Raw genomic sequence first — 15,485 nt, 5'->3', positions numbered from 1 at the left:
CTACAGTGTGATGATGTGCTGGTAAGTCCTGTCGTGCTCCGTTTCACAGACCTTCCGCGCATGCTTCGCCCGCTCGACTTCCCCGGATTCCCGCTGTCGCTGTTTTGTAAATGCGGTGAGCATGATGATCACCTGCCCGCCCGGGAACCAGTAGGTAATGCGCGCTTGTTGACTGGTGGAGAGAACGAACCTGAGTTCTCGCACTCCATCGCCAAGGAAGCGACTGTACGGCTCCCCGAGTCGCGGCCCGAGTTCGGCGAGAAGTCCAGCGCGATGGTCTGCCGCCGCACGGCTGGCAGGGTCCAGGCGGTACAGAAACTCGACTACCTCGGGTTCCGCGAGGATCTCGTACAGCACCCATCAACATTATCACACAGATGTGATATTCAGTGCTGTGATGCCGGTGCGCACTCAGACATGTGTGATGGAGCTCCGCCCCCGCCCCGGCCCGGACGGCGCGGGAGGACAATGGCGGCATGCATCGAAACGGACCGGGCCGGGACATCGACGAGTCCGAGCTGACCGTGACTCCGCCCAAGGAGGAGGCCGCTGGCGTCACCGCCGTGGCCGTGGCGTTGAGACGCTCGGTCGAGGAGATGGGCGTCATCCGGACCGCTCGTACCCTGGCGCGGGTCAACCAGGTGCACGGGTTCGACTGCCCGGGCTGCGCTTGGCCGGAGCCGAGCGGTCACCGCAGGCCCGCGGAGTTCTGCGAGAACGGGGCGAAGGCGGTCGCCGAGGAAGCCACACTGCGCACCGTGGGCCAGGAGTTCTTCGCGACGCACTCGATCGCGGAACTGCGCGACAAGTCGGGGTATTGGCTGGGCCAGCAGGGCCGGTTGACTCACCCGATGGTGCTGCGTCCCGGCGACACCCACTATTCGCCGATCGCCTGGGAGGACGCCTACCGGTTGATCGCCGACACGCTGCACGGTCTGGATTCTCCCGACGAGGCCGTCTTCTACACCTCCGGCCGCACCAGCAACGAGACCGCGTTCCTCTACCAGCTGCTTGTCCGCAGCTACGGCACCAACAACCTGCCGGACTGCTCGAACATGTGCCACGAGTCCTCCGGCGCCGCGCTGTCGAGTTCGATCGGAATCGGCAAGGGCTCGGTCTCCATCGATGACTTCGAAAAGGCGGACCTGATCATCGTCGCGGGCCAGAACCCGGGCACCAACCATCCGCGCATGCTCAGCGCACTGGCGGGTGCGAAAGCCAACGGCGCCCGGATCGTCGCGGTGAATCCGCTGCCGGAGACGGGCCTGCTCGGCTTCCGCGATCCGCAGACGGTCAAGGGCCTCACCACCGGCGTGCCGATCGCCGACGACTTCTTGCAGATCCGCCTCGGCGGAGACATGGCGCTGTTCCAGGCACTCGGCCGCCTGCTGCTGGAAGCCGAGGACCGGGCACCGGGAACGGTGGTCGACCGGGACTTCGTCGACGCCCACTGCGCCGGCTACGCCGAATACGAAAAGCACGTCCGCGCGGTCGATTTCGACACCGTCCTGGCGGCGACCGGCCTGAGCACGACGGAGCTCGAGCACACCGCCGAGCTGTTCGCGCGATCGAAGAACATCATCGTCTGCTGGGCGATGGGACTCACCCAGCAGACCCATGCCGTGGCCACGATCGAGGAGGCCACGAACTTGCTGCTGCTGCGGGGCATGATCGGCAAACCGGGCGCGGGCGTCTGCCCGGTGCGCGGCCACTCGAACGTCCAGGGCGACCGCACCATGGGCATCTGGGAGAAGATGCCCGGCACCTTCCTCGACGCCCTCGACGCCGAATTCGGCATCACCAGCCCGCGTGAGCACGGCTTCGACACGGTCGCGGCCATCCGCGCCATGCGCGACGGCCGCGCGAAAGTCTTCCTCGGCATGGGCGGCAACTTCGTCGCCGCCACCCCCGACACCGCGGTGACCGAGGCCGCGCTGCGTGGCTGCGCGCTCACCGTGCAGGTCTCCACCAAACTCAACCGCAGCCACGTCGTGCACGGCCGCACCGCTCTGATCCTGCCCACCCTCGGCCGCACCGACCTCGATCTGTCCCCAGACGGCACGAAACAGCAAGTGTCGGTGGAAGATTCGATGTCGATGGTGCACTTGTCCACCGGGCGGCTGAAGCCGGTCAGCGACCAACTCCGCAGCGAAGTCGCGATCGTCTGCGAACTCGCGCAAGCGTTGTTCGGCGCGGACCATCCGGTGCCGTGGGCGCGGTTCGCCCGCGACTACGACGCCATTCGCGACGCGATGTCCCGCGTGGTGCCCGGCTGCTCGGACTACAACACGAAAGTCCGGCAGCGCAACGGATTCCAGCTCCCACACCCGCCGCGCGATGCCCGCGAATTCCGCACCGCCACCGGCAAGGCGAACTTCGCCGTCAACGAGCTCACCTGGCTGCCGGTGCCACCGGGCAGGCTGATCTTGCAGACCCTGCGCAGCCACGACCAGTACAACACCACCATCTACGGCCTCGACGACCGCTACCGCGGCGTGCACGGCGGACGCAAAGTGGTGCTCGTGCACCCCGACGACATCACCGCGTCCGGCTTCGCCGACGGCGACCTGGTGGACGTGGTCTCCGAGTGGACCGACGGCAGCGAACGCCGCGTGGAAGGCTTCCGCCTGGTCTCCTACCCCACCCCACGCGGCAACGCCGCCGCCTACTACCCCGAGACCAACCCCTTGGTTCCGCTGGACCATGTCGCGGCGCGGTCGAACACACCGGTCGCCAAAGCGGTCACCGTCCGCTTCGAGCCGAGCACCCCATGAGCCGGGTCACCGCCCGCCGCCGGATGCGCCGGATCTCCCCCACCGGCGAAATCCAGCGCCCGGACACCCTCGCGGTGGAAGAACCCCTGGAAATCCGCATCGATGGACACTCGCTGACCGTCACCATGCGCACGCCCGGCAACGACATCGACCTGGTGCACGGATTCCTGTTGAGCGAAGCCATGATCGGTTCCGCCGAAGACATCGTCGCCGCCCGCTACTGCGCGGGCACCGACGACCAGGGGCGCAACACCTACAACGTCTTGGACGTCACCCTGCGCGCGCCGGTTCCGGTGCCCACCCGCGCCTTCCCGACCACCGGCGCGTGCGGCCTGTGCGGCAAGACCGCCTTGGACGACGTGCGCACCCGCACCCGGTTCCCGCTACCGAACGACGGCCCAGCGGTGGACACTCGTGTGCTGGCCGCCATGCCCGACAGCCTCCGGGACCGCCAATCCGTGTTCGACGCCACCGGCGGCCTGCACGCCGCGGGACTGTTCACCGCCGACGGCACCGCACTCGCGGTCCGCGAGGACATCGGCAGGCACAACGCCGTGGACAAGGTGATCGGCTGGGCGCTGCGCGAAAACCGGATTCCCGCACACGATCTCGTGCTGATCGTGAGCGGGCGCGCCTCGTTCGAACTGGTACAGAAGGCCGTCATGGCCGGTATCCCGATGCTCGGGGCGGTCTCGGCGCCGAGTTCGCTCGCGGTCGACCTCGCCGCGGACGCCGGGCTCACCCTGGTCGGTTTCCTGCGCGGCGACACCATGAACGTCTACAGCGCCCCCGAACGGATCCGCGCCGAACCCGGCAGAACCTCCCTCTTGGCCTGACTCACTATTGCCTGTAACGGATCGTCCGACTTACCGTGACTGCACAGAGCCGGAACGGGTTCGGCGAGAACGGAGCGGCCGATGCGGATCTCGGTTGAGGGGAACTCCGAGGGCCTGCGCGTACGGATGCGGTTCGAGCAATACCGCCGCCGCCTGCTGGTCACGCGGATCGTCCTGGCGATCTTGGCCGTGCAGGGCGCTATCGTCGGCCTGTGGGCCACCCTGGCGCCGCACTCCTGGTACACCAGCTTTCCGGGCTTCGGCGTCCAGTGGGTGGCGGCCGACGGCCCCTACAACCACCATCTGACCGGCGACGTGGGGGCGTTCTTCCTTGCGCTGACCGCCGTCACGATCGCGGCGCTCGTCGTCAACGGCACCACGGCAGCCCGGATCGCGGGCGTCGGCTGGCTGACCTTCGCCATCCCGCATTTCCTCTACCACGCCCTGCACAAGCCCGCCGAGCTGGGCGCGGGCAGCTTCACCGCCAGCCTGATCGCCGCGTTCCTACTCGTCGTCGGCGGATTGGTCTGTGTGTTCGTTCCGCCGCGCGGCGATCTCCCGCTGTCGGACCCGCAGCCGATCACCTTCCGCTTCCCGCGCCGCAGACCGCGCGCGTCCCGCTGAGCTCACGACTGCGCACGGCTCCGCCGTGCGCCAATGCTCTGCCCTCGGTCCGCTCGCTAGCGCTCGCTCACGAGTCCGGGACGCCCGTGGGCGATCACCACGGGCGTGATCCGGTGCGTCCGCGGATCCCACGTCGCCGCGAGGCTCCCGCCGATCAGTCCTTCAGCGCGTCGAGCAGCGCCGCACGCTGACGCGCGCCGAGGCCGCCGATGCGGCGATCTTCCGGGATCTCCGCCTGGTCCATCAGCTTCGCGGCTTTCACCGGGCCGACGCCGGGCAGAGCCTTGATCACGGCAGCCACCTTGGTCTTCTTGACCAGCTCGTCGGTGTCGGCCTTCTTGAGCAGGTCGGCGACGGAAACCTTGCCCGCCTTCACCTTGCCGATCAGTTCGGAGCGTGCCTTGCGGACCGCAGCCGCCTTGGCCAACGCCTCGGTGCGCTGCTCTGCGGTCATGGTAGGCAGTGCCATGTCTCCTCCGCTTCCACTCGTCACTCGAACCTCTGGTTGACCGGACCGAGTAAACATCACGGCACCGGGAGCGCAAGCTCGACACACCGGGGCACGAGCAGCGGAAATAGCGATGAATTTCCCCGGTCCACGCCGTCGGAACGGGTAACCGGCCCGCGCGCCGCGGGCGAAACGGACGAAAGGAACACCACGTCATGGAGCTGTCTCTCACCCAGTTCGTCACCGTCGACGGCGTCTACCAGGCGCCCGGTGGGCCGCAGGAGGACACCAGCGGCGGATTCCCCCACGGCGGGTGGTCGGTGCCGTTCGGCGACGCGGATTTCGGCGCGTTCATCGACGAGGTGTTCGAGCGGGTCGACGCGTTCCTGCTCGGACGGCGCACCTACGACATCTTCGCTGGCTACTGGCCGAAGGTCACCGATCCGGACAACCCGGTCGCCACGAAACTCAACACCCTCCCGAAGTACGTCGCGACCTCGACTCTGGAGCGCGCCGAGTGGGCGGGCACGCAGCTGCTGCGCGGCGACCTGGTCGCCGAGGTGACCGCGCTGAAGCAGCGTCCCGGCCGCGAACTCCAGGTGCACGGCAGCGGGAACCTGGCCCACACCCTGCTGGCGAACGGCCTGGTCGACACCCTGTATCTGCTCACCTTCCCGGTGCTGCTCGGCACCGGCAAACGGCTGTTCACCAGCGAAGTCCAGCCCACCGGGCTCCGGCTCACCGACTCCCGCGTGACCGGCAGCGGCGTCGTGATCAGCACCTACCGCAACGCCGGCACGCCGCGGTACGGGGACTACAGCGACGAAGTAGCCGCGGCAGACCGGTAACACCGGCGACCTCTTCCCCGACAGACTCAGCAGCAACACCTAGCGCGGGTCGCGGTTCAACGGCGAACCAGAGGGGGATCAACGGCGATCCCCCAAACCCGGCTCGGTCGGCCCCCGCCGATCGCCACCGCCGCCTGGCGGGAACACGACAACCGAACAACTGCCGCTCGACACACGTCCGTGCCAGCATGGCCGGATGACGCCGAGCACTCCACCGGAAGCGGGCTGGCCCGCGGCGCTATGGCTGTGGGCCGGGCAGGCGATCTATCGCGGACCTTCCCTGCGCCTCGATGCCCATTCGACCGCCGTGGACTGCCTGGCCGTCGGGGTGGACGCCCCGTTCACGCTGGAGTCCGACGGCGTCGCGCGCACCGTGCGCAGCGCGCTGATCCCACCGCGCCGGGTGCACCGGGTGGTCGCGGGCGGTGACCACATGATGTTCTGCTATCTCGATCCGGGATCACTTCGAGCACGCGCGTGCCGTGAGCGGATGACCCTCTGGGACCACGATTTCGGGCTGAACCACAGGGAAGAGGCCGCGTTGGCGGCGGCAGCGGGCCGCGACCGGCCGGAGGCACGATCGCTGGCGGATCTCGTCGGCTCGGCACCACATCCACCGCTGGACGACCGCGTCGCGGCCGCCATGGCGACCCTGCTGGCGCATCCTGCCCACGAGTTCACCGCCGAACGGTTCGCCGCGGCGGCGCACCTGTCGGAGTCCCGATTCCTGCACCTCTTCGCGGCGCAGGCGGGAACCTCGTTCCGGCGCTACCGACTCTGGGCCAGGATGCTCGGCGTCGGCCGGGCGATCGCCAAAGGCGAGAATCTCACCACCGCTTCCATCGACGCCGGGTTCGCCAGCCCCTCCCATTTCAGCGACGCCTTCCACACCCTGTTCGGGCTGTCGGCCACCGCGCTGCTCGCCACCGGCGTCCGGATCGTCGTGCTGGATGACGCCGGAGGGATCGAATCGAGGACTCGGACTTGCTAGGCTAGAAATTAGAACACGTTTCACTTCATCGGAGGTACGGTGGCCAAACAGATCCGCGACGTGGTCGAGCAGTACGTCAAGCTGGTCGGCTCGGGCCCGACCGAGGACATCGTCAACCTGTACGCGCCCGACGCGATCGTGGAGGACCCGGTCGGCACCCCCGTCCGGCAGGGCCACGCCGCCATCCGCGAGTTCTACGAGGTGATCGCCGCGTTGGATCGGGAAACCGAACTGCGGCCCGAGCAGATCAGGATCGCGGGCAATCAGGCCGCGTTCCCGTTCACCCTCGTCACGAGAGTCGGCGGGCAACGCTTCACCGTCTCGCCGATCGACGTGATGGAGTTCGACGACGAAGGCCGGATCACCGGGATGCGTGCCTACTGGAGTCAGCAGGACATGCGGATCGAACCCGAGTAATCCACCGTGGGGCGGGTCACACCATGGCCCCATCACATTCCGGCACGGTCTCTCGTCCGAGAAGTAGGAACCAGATCCGCTGATCGAAGGAGATCGACATGGGCGCCACCCGCATCGCCGCCGTCACCCCGCAGCAGGCCGGACCCGTGACCAAGCTGCTGTACCGGATCGCCAAGCGCCGCTTCCGGGAAGTGCCGGAGCCGTTCGCCGTCGCCGCCAACCATCCCAAACTGCTCGTCGCGAACGCCGTCCACGAAACGATGGTCGACAAGGCCAGCAACGTCCTGCCCGCCGTCATCCGCGAGATCGCGGTCTACCGCACGGCGTGGACGATCGGCTGCTCGTGGTGCGTCGACTTCGGCGCCATGCTCATGCGCCTCGGCGAGCTGGACACCGAACGGCTGGAACACATCGCCGACTACGCGACCTCGCCGCTGTATTCCGAGGACGAGCGCGCCGCCATCGCCTACGCCGACGCGATGACCGCGACACCGACCTCGGTCACCGACGAGCAGGTCGCCGATCTCGAGCGTCGCTTCGGCCGCGCCGGTGTCGTGGAGCTCACTTATCACATCGCGCTGGAAAACTCACGCGCCCGGTCCAATTCAGCGCTCGGCATCACGGCACAAGGCTTCAGCACCGATTCGTGCCGAGTTCCCTGGGCGTGACGGCGGGACCCCTCACTACCGGAAAGTCCCTGGCCGACTGGCTGTTTCAACGCCGCGTCCGCTCCGACTGTCGCTGCGGCGGGGAATGGACTATGAATAGGAGGTGTGGACGCCGCTGGTCCCGGTCGGCGAGCTATCGTGTCGCATTCGGTGACCGGTAGGGCTAGTCGGCGTCTTCGGTTTCTCGAGTTCCCCTCCGTTCGACCGTTTGGAGCCGCATGCTCGACGAACAACCCCTCGACGACGACGTCGTGCGGCTCGCGAGGCGGGTCGAGAAGGCCAGGGGCCGCCTCGCCTACCAGTTCGACCCGGCGCTGACCGGCGCGCTGTCCGAGGAGGAGCTGCGCGCCGAACGCGAACTGGCCGAACGGATCCGGACCCAGGACCGGGACCAACGCTGGAAGCAGGCCGAGGCGGCCGCCACGGCCTCCGACCGGGCGCGGCATACCACCGAGGCCATCGAGAAGGCCGAGGTCAAGGACATCCTATTGGCGCGCAAGGCCATTGCCGCCCAGCGGCGCGCGTCCAGTCCGCACGCCCGGCTCGCGTCGCTGTACCGGCACCGATCATGGTCGCTCGGCGCGCTGGCGGGCGTGGTCGCCGCGGGGATGCTGTGGTCGGCGGTCAACGTCCAGCACAACATCGCGCCCGGCGGGCCGACCGACCCGCTGTACTGGTTCAGCTATCTGCTGGAGGCGATGATCAGCGTGTCGCTGATCATCATCATGATCGGCACGAACAAGGTCACCGAGTGGGGCGTGCTGGACAATCGCAGCCAGGTCGCGGCCGCCGAGATCGCGTTGCTGGCGCTCACCGTCGGCCTGAACACGTACCCGTACGTGAGTGCGGGCCGGTGGTTCGACGCGGCGATGCACGGGGTCGCGCCGGTGATGATCGGCGTCGCGCTGCTCATCCACGATGCCGCCAGCGCACGCTACGGCCGTGCGATCGGCATCGCCACCGAAGAGGTCCGAAATCTCCCCGATCCCACCGGGCCGGATCCGCTGTCGGAATCCTCAGGGGATGTTTTCGTCGGCTCCTACGCCGACCTCCCGGTGGGCGTGGGAGCCGTGCAGAACGACGACCGTTTGGTCCCCAGCTCGCGCCGGTAGCAAGTCCCCGGTGGCACGAGCGGTGCTGCCCAGCAGCGTGCTTTACGACTGCTGAGGCGGCACCGGACGAACCCGCAACTTTGCAATACGTCGTGGCGGAAGCGACACCGGCCGCCGCGGCCGAGCGAGCCGATCACCTCTGCACGGCACCGCACATCGCATCTCCCATGGAGACCGGCACGCGATGCCGTCCGTATCGGATTCAGTACGGATATCGCCGTTCAACCGCGTCTTTGGCCTCTTTGAGCCCACACCCGGTGAGTTCGCGGTACCGCTTGATCGCGTGAACCTTCTTGCCCTGCATCAGAAGTGCGTCGACCTCGGCCATTCCGTCACCGCTCGGCACGAGCGGTGACGGACCACCGGGTCCGGTGGCCTGCTGGATGCCGAGATGGTTCATGATCAGATCGAGCTTGTGATGCAACGCGTCGACCTTGCGCTCCAAACGACGATGGGCAAACATGCCCCGATCGTAGTGACCGGCACGGCCTCAGGCGGCGTCCAGCACAGCGTGGGCGAGACTCGTCATGGTCTCGAAGGACTCGATGTCGGCGGCGACCTCGAGCAACCGGTCCACACACCGCGGACCGGTGACCAAGCGCAGGCGGTGGTCGGTGTTCGCCAGCCGGGACCGTGCTTCGATCAGCACCCGTAGCCCGGCGACGCCGAAGAACGTGACTTTGGATAGATCGACGACCACCAGCGGCGCCGCCGTGCTCAGCGACCCGATCAGTTGGCGGCGGAACACTTCGACGGTGTAGTGGTCGACCTCGCCCGCGACGGCGCACAGCGTGACCTGGTCGCTCGGGGCAGTGACGGAAATCTGGAGCCGCTCGGCCGGATGGTCGGCTTTGCGGGCGTCGGAAAGCAGAAACGGAGGGGTGGCGAAAGCTGTCGACATCAGGACCTCGGTCCAGTCGTCCGCGGCGATCTCAGAACGAACGCCCGCGGTAACGATTCGCTCCGGACGACACACCCGCCGGAACTAGGCTGTTTGCTCAACCCTCACAAAGGAGTACCCCGCCGGCCCAGCCGCTACACCCGGAGTTATGCCGACTTCTCCCGGCGCTCCGGCCGCTGCGCCTTGCGCGGGACGATGGTCGGCAGCACGTTGTCGTTGACGGTGTCCGCGTTGACGACCACCTTGGCGACGTCGTCGCGGCTGGGAATGTCGTACATCGCGGGCTGCAGGACTTCCTCCATGATCGCCCGCAGACCACGCGCACCGGTGCCGCGCAGGATGGCCTGGTCGGCGACCGCCTCCAGCGCGTCGTCGGTGAACTCGAGGTCGACCCCGTCCATCTCGAATAACCGGACGTACTGCTTGACCAGCGCGTTCTTCGGCTCGGAAAGGATCTTGACCAACGATTCCTTGTCCAGGTTGGTCACCGAGGCGACCACGGGCAGGCGGCCGATGAACTCGGGGATCAGACCGAACTTGATCAGGTCCTCCGGCATGACTTCGGCGAAGTGGTCGGTGGTGTCGATCTCGGCCTTGGACCTCACCTCGGCGCCGAAGCCGATGCCCCGGTGGCCGGTGCGGTCGGAGATGATCTTCTCCAGGCCCGCGAACGCGCCCGCCACGATGAACAGGACGTTGGTGGTGTCGATCTGGATGAACTCCTGGTGCGGGTGCTTGCGCCCACCCTGCGGCGGCACGCTCGCCTGGGTGCCCTCCAGGATCTTCAGCAGCGCCTGCTGCACGCCCTCGCCGGACACGTCGCGGGTGATCGACGGGTTCTCGCTCTTGCGCGCGATCTTGTCGACCTCGTCGATGTAGATGATGCCGGTCTCGGCGCGTTTCACGTCGTAGTCCGCCGCCTGGATCAGCTTCAGCAGGATGTTCTCCACGTCCTCGCCGACGTACCCCGCCTCGGTGAGCGCGGTGGCGTCGGCGATGGCGAACGGCACGTTCAGCATCTTCGCCAGTGTCTGGGCCAGATAGGTCTTGCCGCAGCCGGTGGGACCGAGCATGAGGATGTTCGACTTGGCCAGCTCGACGGTCTCGCCGCGGCTGTCGCGACTCTTGTCACCGGCTTGGATGCGCTTGTAATGGTTGTAGACGGCCACCGCGAGGGTGCGCTTGGCGGTGTCCTGCCCGATGACGTAGTTCTCCAGGAAGTCCCGGATCTCGGCGGGCTTGGGCAGCTCATCGAGCTTGACCTCGCTGGATTCGGCGAGCTCCTCCTCGATGATCTCGTTGCAGAGATCGATGCACTCGTCGCAGATGTACACCCCTGGTCCCGCAATGAGCTTCTTGACCTGCTTCTGGCTCTTTCCACAGAACGAGCACTTCAGCAGATCGCCGCCATCTCCGATGCGCGCCATCTCGTGGGTCCCTACTTCCTTGTCCGCGTGCAACCGTCCGTCCAGGTTGCCAGCTGTCCACCACTTTCGCAGCCGCAAACGCTTCGACTGTTTCGGAGCTGGTGGACAGTGTCGGCAACCGGGAGCAAAGGTCCCTAGGTTGACCGTACCCGGTGTGCGGGATGGAGGTCGACAACTCGCGCATGTTTCTCGCGCGGGTTGTGAGCCCGATGGCCCACCATGACCTCCGACCGACCGCCGCGCGACGCCCGAGTTCGAACGAAATCGTCCGAATCGCCGGCGACACGGAAGCGGTCCGGCCGGGCAGCATGCCCCTGACATACCTCCCGGCCGGAATTCCCTGTTGTAAAGCAATTTTCAAGCGAAACACCGCCGGGATCGGCGATTCGCCCCGCCCTCGGCGGGTCTACCCGGAAACGACGGGCATGTGCGTCACTTCTGTGCGCTGAGCTTGCGGTAATCGAACACGGTGTCGATGATCCCGTACTCCTTGGCCTCCTCGGCCGTCAGGATCTTGTCCCGGTCGGTGTCCTTGCGGATGGTGTCGGCGTCCTTGCCGGTGTGCCGCGCCAGCGTGGTCTCCATCAGGCGGCGCATCCGCTCGATCTCGGCGGCCTGGATCTCCAGGTCCGACACCTGACCCTGAATACCGCCCTCCAGCGACGGCTGGTGGATCAGCACGCGGGCGTTGGGCAGGCAGGCACGCTTGCCAGGGGTGCCAGCGGCCAGCAGGACGGCCGCGGCGGAGGCCGCCTGGCCCAGGCAGACCGTGGCGACGTCGGCGCGCACGTACTGCATGGTGTCGTAGATGGCCATCAGCGAGGTGAACGAGCCACCCGGCGAGTTGATGTACATGGTGATGTCGCGGTCGGGGTCCAGCGACTCGAGCACCAGCAGCTGCGCCATGATGTCGTTCGCGGAGGCGTCGTCCACCTGTACGCCGAGGAAGATGATGCGCTCCTCGAACAGCTTGTTGTACGGGTTGGACTCCTTGACGCCGAAGCTCGAGTGCTCGATGAACGACGGCAGGATGTAGCGCGCCTGCGGGCTCTGCGGTGCGATGCCGGACAGGCCGGCGCGCGGGTCGATCGGATTGGCCATCTTCGTCTCCAAAGTCGGTGCGGCGGCCGGACGTTCGAGGCGTCCGGGGGCCTGTGGGTGGTCCGGTGCGTTACTTCTTGGCGCCGTTGGCCTGGTTCGCGTGGCTGATCACGTGGTCGATGAAGCCGTACTCCAGGGCTTCGGACGCGGTGAACCAGCGGTCGCGGTCGGCGTCGTTGGTGACCTGCTCCACGGATTTGCCGGTGTGCAGCGCCTGCAGCTCGTTCAGCTCCCGCTTCGTGTGCGCGAACTGCTCGGCCATGATCGCGATGTCGGCCGCCGAACCACCGATGCCCGCCGAAGGCTGGTGCATCATGATCCGCGCGTGCGGCAGTGCGTACCGCTTGCCCTTGGTGCCCGCGGTGAGCAGGAACTGCCCCATCGACGCGGCCAGGCCCATGCCGTAGGTGGCGATGTCGCACTCGGCGAACTGCATCGTGTCGTAGATGGCCATGCCGGCGGTCACCGAACCGCCCGGCGAGTTGATGTAGAGCGAGATGTCCTTGGTGGGGTCTTCGGCCGACAGCAACAGGATCTGCGCGCACAGCTTGTTCGCGATGTCGTCGTCGACCTGGGTGCCGAGGAAGATGATGCGCTCACGCAGCAGGCGCTCGTACACCGAATCACTGAGGTTGAGACCAGCAGTCGCGGTTGTCATGACCCCTGCCTGGTTGATTGTCACGGATACCTGCCTTCTCTCACCGGCTCGTTGCGGATTGCCACATAGCCATCACTGGTTGGATATGCCGCACCCTATTGGACAGGGCGTATCCAACTTGCCGTCACAAACATTAACGAAGCAGGGCGGCACCGAACTCCCGGTACCGCCCTTTCTTCGCTCACAGCGCAATCAGTGCACCCCTCGGGCGCCGATAGCGCGGGTATTCCATGGAATTATTCGGCGTCCGCCGCCGACGTCTCGTCGGTCTCGCCCTCGCCCGCGGAATCCGCCGGAGCGCCGAACATTTCGGCGGTGTCCACCGGGTTGCCCGCGGAGTCGGTGACGGTCACCTGGCCGACCACCCCGGCCAGCGCCTTGCCGCGGCGCACGTCGGCGAACACCGCGCCGAGCTGCCCCGCCTGCTGCACCTGCTGGATGAACTGCTCGGGCGACATGCCGTAGCGCTGCGCCTGGAACAGGATGCGCTCGGTGAGCTCCTCCTGACCGACCTGGGTGCCCTCCGCCTCGGCGATCGCGTCCAGCAGCAGCTGGGTCTTCACCGACTTCTCGGCGGACTCCTTGGTGTCGGCGTCGAACTCCTCGCGGGTGCTGCCCTGCGCCTCGAGCGCCTCGGCGAACTTGGCGTCGTCGTGGTCGAAGCCGTGCACGGCGTCATGGGTCACGGCGTCGATCTCGGCCTTGACCACGGCCTCCGGCAGCGGCACCTCGACCTGCTCCAGCAGGGTCTCCAGCACCTTGTCGCGGATCTCGCCCGCCTGCTGCACCTTCTTGACCCGCTCGACGCGGCCGCGCAGGTCGGCCTTCAGCTCGTCCAGGGTGTCGAATTCGCTGGCCAGCTGGGCGAACTCGTCGTCCGCCTCGGGCAGCTCGCGCTCCTTGACCGACTGCACGGTCACCGTGATGACCGCGTCCTTGCCCGCGTGCTCGCCGGCGACCAGCGTGGAGGTGAACTCCTTCGACTCGCCCGCCGACAGCCCGGCCAGCGCCTCGTCCAAGCCCTCGATGAGCTGGCCGGAGCCGACCTCGTGGGACAGGCCGGTGGTGGCGGCCTCGGGCACCTCTTCGCCGTCCACGGTCGCGGACAGATCGATCGAGACGAAGTCGCCCTCGCGCACCGGGCGCTCGACGCCGGTCAGCGTGCCGAAGCGCTGGCGCAGCGACTGCAGCTGCTCCTCGATGTCCTCGTCACCGACGCTGATCGCGTCGACGGTGACCGCGATGCCGGAGTAATCCGGCAGGGCGATCTCCGGACGCACGTCGACCTCGGCGGTGAAGGCGAGCTCCTGGCCGTCTTCGATCTTGGTGATCTCGATCTCGGGCTGCCCGATGACCTTCACCTCGGCGGTGGTGACCGCCTCGCTGTAGCGGCCGGGCAGCGCGTCGTTGACGACCTGCTCCAGGATCGCGCCACGGCCGAGGCGGGCCTCGAGCAGCTTCGCGGGCGCCTTACCGGGACGGAAGCCGGGGATGCGGACCTGCTTGGCCAGTGCCTTGTACGCGCGGTCGAAATCCGGCTTCAGCTCCTCGAAGGGCACCTCGACGTTGATCCGGACCCGGGTCGGGCTCAGCTGCTCGACGGTGCTCTTCACGGACATGCTCCTTGTTCGTTGTTCGTACTGGTTGACGTTCGGTGTGCGTGCTCCACCCTGTACCCCGGCGGTCGGAATGGCAGGCGAAGTGGCGCTACGCCGGCAGCCACCACCGGCGCCGATCCGAACCGGGGTCCCGGCCTCGGCCGAGACGACGAGGGATGCGGTGTGCGCGACGCATCCCGACCAGGTTAGTTGACCGGCCGAGCGGGCCTGCAATCGGCGGTGCCTGCCCGAGGCCGCGACGGGTCCGCCTACTTCCCCACCGAGACCGCGTCGGTGACGAACACCAGCGTCTCGTACGGCGCGATGCCGCGCCCACCAGCGCCGTAGCCGAGCTCCGGCGGCACGATCAGCAGCCTGCGCGCGCCTTCCTGGACGCCGACCAGCCCTTGGTCCCAGCCATCGATGACCTGACCGCCGCCGAGGGTGAGCTGGAACGGCTTGCCACGGTCGAACGAGCTGTCCAGCGTCTTCTTGTCCGACCAGGTGACCAGCGCGTAGTTCATGGTCAGCTGCTGACCGGCCACGGCGCCGGGCCCGCTGCCCGTGCTGAGGTCCTTGACGATCAGCTGCTTCGGCGGGTCGCAGTCGTCCGGGATGGTGATCGTCGGCGCGGCGCCGAAGTCGCCGGTCACGCGGACGTCCTCGGCGGTGCACTCGCGGCCCTTGCTCGGCGTGGCCGGACGCTGCGCGGCGGAAGGACCCGCCTGGGCGGTGGCCTTGGTGGTGGTGACGGTGGAGGTCTCGTCGTCCGACCCGCAGGCCGCCAGCGCGATGGTCGTCGCGGCGATGGCTCCGATCCCGATGATCCTTCCGAGAATCTGCATGCCCCGGACCTTAATGGACGCAGTCCGTCAACAGTCCGCGCACGGCCGGAGCGAAGGCGGAGGTACACATGGACCACGCCGCGGTCAGGCGGGCCGGACGTCCCGCGACACGCTTTCGCCACGCCGGAATCGCAGGCCCCGTTAAGCTGGCGATGAATTCTCCATTCCGCGTTGCCGATTCCGGTCGGCAGCCGTGCACGATCCGGGACGGCGCGTGGTGGCGCCGCCGTCCCGGAT

At 67.5% G+C, this 15,485-nt stretch carries 17 protein-coding genes; 8 read left to right on the top strand and 9 right to left on the bottom strand.

Going from position 1 to position 15,485, the window contains the following annotated elements:
- Complete coding sequence (locus tag ACWPXK_RS30860) at nucleotides 1-357, bottom strand: type II toxin-antitoxin system RelE/ParE family toxin (protein WP_454199692.1); 357 nt, start codon at nucleotides 355-357, stop codon at nucleotides 1-3.
- A gap of 119 nt (nucleotides 358-476) precedes the next feature.
- Between ACWPXK_RS30860 and ACWPXK_RS30855 the strand changes: the two genes are divergently transcribed.
- From ACWPXK_RS30855 to ACWPXK_RS30845, 3 genes are all read left to right on the top strand, one after another.
- Nucleotides 477-2,774 (top strand): FdhF/YdeP family oxidoreductase, encoded by a 2,298-nt coding sequence (locus tag ACWPXK_RS30855; protein ID WP_454199691.1) that lies wholly within the window; start codon nucleotides 477-479, stop codon nucleotides 2,772-2,774.
- Complete coding sequence (fdhD, locus tag ACWPXK_RS30850; protein ID WP_454199690.1) at nucleotides 2,771-3,610, top strand: formate dehydrogenase accessory sulfurtransferase FdhD; 840 nt, start codon at nucleotides 2,771-2,773, stop codon at nucleotides 3,608-3,610. The genes ACWPXK_RS30855 and fdhD overlap by 4 nt, the downstream gene beginning before the upstream one ends.
- A gap of 81 nt (nucleotides 3,611-3,691) precedes the next feature.
- Nucleotides 3,692-4,234 carry a hypothetical protein gene (locus ACWPXK_RS30845; protein ID WP_454199689.1) on the top strand — a complete coding sequence of 181 codons (543 nt, stop codon included), beginning with the start codon at nucleotides 3,692-3,694 and terminating at the stop codon, nucleotides 4,232-4,234.
- Nucleotides 4,235-4,388: 154 nt separating this feature from the next.
- Here the strand turns inward: ACWPXK_RS30845 and mihF are convergent, their stop codons facing one another.
- On the bottom strand, nucleotides 4,389-4,703 hold the full coding sequence (mihF, locus tag ACWPXK_RS30840) for an integration host factor, actinobacterial type (protein WP_067475971.1): 315 nt from the start codon (nucleotides 4,701-4,703) through the stop codon (nucleotides 4,389-4,391).
- Nucleotides 4,704-4,897: 194 nt separating this feature from the next.
- Here mihF and ACWPXK_RS30835 point away from each other — a divergent pair, with 194 nt between their 5' ends.
- From ACWPXK_RS30835 to ACWPXK_RS30815, 5 genes are all read left to right on the top strand, one after another.
- Nucleotides 4,898-5,530, top strand: a complete 633-nt coding sequence (locus ACWPXK_RS30835) for a dihydrofolate reductase family protein (RefSeq protein WP_454199688.1) — start codon at nucleotides 4,898-4,900, stop codon at nucleotides 5,528-5,530.
- Between the two features lie 196 nt (nucleotides 5,531-5,726).
- Complete coding sequence (locus ACWPXK_RS30830) at nucleotides 5,727-6,521, top strand: helix-turn-helix domain-containing protein (RefSeq protein WP_454199687.1); 795 nt, start codon at nucleotides 5,727-5,729, stop codon at nucleotides 6,519-6,521.
- A 39-nt stretch (nucleotides 6,522-6,560) separates the two neighbouring features.
- Nucleotides 6,561-6,938, top strand: a complete 378-nt coding sequence (locus ACWPXK_RS30825) for a nuclear transport factor 2 family protein (RefSeq protein WP_454199686.1) — start codon at nucleotides 6,561-6,563, stop codon at nucleotides 6,936-6,938.
- A 98-nt stretch (nucleotides 6,939-7,036) separates the two neighbouring features.
- Entirely contained in the window at nucleotides 7,037-7,606 is a 570-nt protein-coding gene (locus tag ACWPXK_RS30820; protein ID WP_454199685.1) for a carboxymuconolactone decarboxylase family protein, read from the top strand.
- Between the two features lie 218 nt (nucleotides 7,607-7,824).
- On the top strand, nucleotides 7,825-8,718 hold the full coding sequence (locus ACWPXK_RS30815) for a hypothetical protein (protein ID WP_454199684.1): 894 nt from the start codon (nucleotides 7,825-7,827) through the stop codon (nucleotides 8,716-8,718).
- A 202-nt stretch (nucleotides 8,719-8,920) separates the two neighbouring features.
- Here ACWPXK_RS30815 and ACWPXK_RS30810 read toward each other — a convergent pair whose 3' ends face one another.
- From ACWPXK_RS30810 to ACWPXK_RS30780, 7 genes are all read right to left on the bottom strand, one after another.
- Nucleotides 8,921-9,181 carry a ribosomal protein L7/L12 gene (locus tag ACWPXK_RS30810; RefSeq protein ID WP_454199683.1) on the bottom strand — a complete coding sequence of 87 codons (261 nt, stop codon included), beginning with the start codon at nucleotides 9,179-9,181 and terminating at the stop codon, nucleotides 8,921-8,923.
- A 27-nt stretch (nucleotides 9,182-9,208) separates the two neighbouring features.
- Nucleotides 9,209-9,619, bottom strand: coding sequence for an STAS domain-containing protein (locus ACWPXK_RS30805; RefSeq protein WP_454199682.1), 411 nt, complete (start codon nucleotides 9,617-9,619; stop codon nucleotides 9,209-9,211).
- Between the two features lie 146 nt (nucleotides 9,620-9,765).
- A complete protein-coding gene (gene clpX, locus ACWPXK_RS30800) occupies nucleotides 9,766-11,046 on the bottom strand; it encodes an ATP-dependent Clp protease ATP-binding subunit ClpX (protein ID WP_454199795.1) in 1,281 nt (426 codons plus the stop codon).
- Nucleotides 11,047-11,478: 432 nt separating this feature from the next.
- Nucleotides 11,479-12,108: an ATP-dependent Clp protease proteolytic subunit gene (locus tag ACWPXK_RS30795; protein WP_040775770.1), complete on the bottom strand. Its 630-nt coding sequence runs from the start codon at nucleotides 12,106-12,108 to the stop codon at nucleotides 11,479-11,481.
- A gap of 109 nt (nucleotides 12,109-12,217) precedes the next feature.
- Nucleotides 12,218-12,805 carry an ATP-dependent Clp protease proteolytic subunit gene (locus tag ACWPXK_RS30790; protein WP_364327464.1) on the bottom strand — a complete coding sequence of 196 codons (588 nt, stop codon included), beginning with the start codon at nucleotides 12,803-12,805 and terminating at the stop codon, nucleotides 12,218-12,220.
- 236 nt (nucleotides 12,806-13,041) lie between these two features.
- The gene (gene tig / locus ACWPXK_RS30785; protein ID WP_454199681.1) at nucleotides 13,042-14,418 is read right to left on the bottom strand and encodes a trigger factor; all 1,377 of its coding nucleotides are present in this window, start codon (nucleotides 14,416-14,418) and stop codon (nucleotides 13,042-13,044) included.
- A gap of 254 nt (nucleotides 14,419-14,672) precedes the next feature.
- Nucleotides 14,673-15,248, bottom strand: a complete 576-nt coding sequence (locus tag ACWPXK_RS30780; protein WP_454199680.1) for an FKBP-type peptidyl-prolyl cis-trans isomerase — start codon at nucleotides 15,246-15,248, stop codon at nucleotides 14,673-14,675.
- Nucleotides 15,249-15,485: the final 237 nt, after the last annotated feature.

It is taken from the genome of Nocardia sp. Marseille-Q1738 (assembly GCF_965283145.1).
Note: the sequence above shows the minus strand (reverse complement) of the source record. Positions and strands in the feature narration are given on the sequence as shown.

Excerpts from the sequence above, each read along its gene's own strand:
- ACWPXK_RS30820 (WP_454199685.1), top strand. The coding sequence starts at position 7,037 with ATGGGCGCCACCCGCATCGCCGCCGTCACCCCGCAGCAGGCCGGACCC.
- fdhD (WP_454199690.1), top strand. The coding sequence starts at position 2,771 with ATGAGCCGGGTCACCGCCCGCCGCCGGATGCGCCGGATCTCCCCCACC.
- ACWPXK_RS30805 (WP_454199682.1), bottom strand. The coding sequence starts at position 9,619 with ATGTCGACAGCTTTCGCCACCCCTCCGTTTCTGCTTTCCGACGCCCGC.
- ACWPXK_RS30835 (WP_454199688.1), top strand. The coding sequence starts at position 4,898 with ATGGAGCTGTCTCTCACCCAGTTCGTCACCGTCGACGGCGTCTACCAG.
- ACWPXK_RS30810 (WP_454199683.1), bottom strand. The coding sequence starts at position 9,181 with ATGTTTGCCCATCGTCGTTTGGAGCGCAAGGTCGACGCGTTGCATCAC.
- clpX (WP_454199795.1), bottom strand. The coding sequence starts at position 11,046 with ATGGCGCGCATCGGAGATGGCGGCGATCTGCTGAAGTGCTCGTTCTGT.
- ACWPXK_RS30815 (WP_454199684.1), top strand. The coding sequence starts at position 7,825 with ATGCTCGACGAACAACCCCTCGACGACGACGTCGTGCGGCTCGCGAGG.
- ACWPXK_RS30855 (WP_454199691.1), top strand. The coding sequence starts at position 477 with ATGCATCGAAACGGACCGGGCCGGGACATCGACGAGTCCGAGCTGACC.
- ACWPXK_RS30845 (WP_454199689.1), top strand. The coding sequence starts at position 3,692 with ATGCGGATCTCGGTTGAGGGGAACTCCGAGGGCCTGCGCGTACGGATG.
- ACWPXK_RS30830 (WP_454199687.1), top strand. The coding sequence starts at position 5,727 with ATGACGCCGAGCACTCCACCGGAAGCGGGCTGGCCCGCGGCGCTATGG.
- ACWPXK_RS30780 (WP_454199680.1), bottom strand. The coding sequence starts at position 15,248 with ATGCAGATTCTCGGAAGGATCATCGGGATCGGAGCCATCGCCGCGACG.
- ACWPXK_RS30790 (WP_364327464.1), bottom strand. The coding sequence starts at position 12,805 with ATGACAACCGCGACTGCTGGTCTCAACCTCAGTGATTCGGTGTACGAG.
- mihF (WP_067475971.1), bottom strand. The coding sequence starts at position 4,703 with ATGGCACTGCCTACCATGACCGCAGAGCAGCGCACCGAGGCGTTGGCC.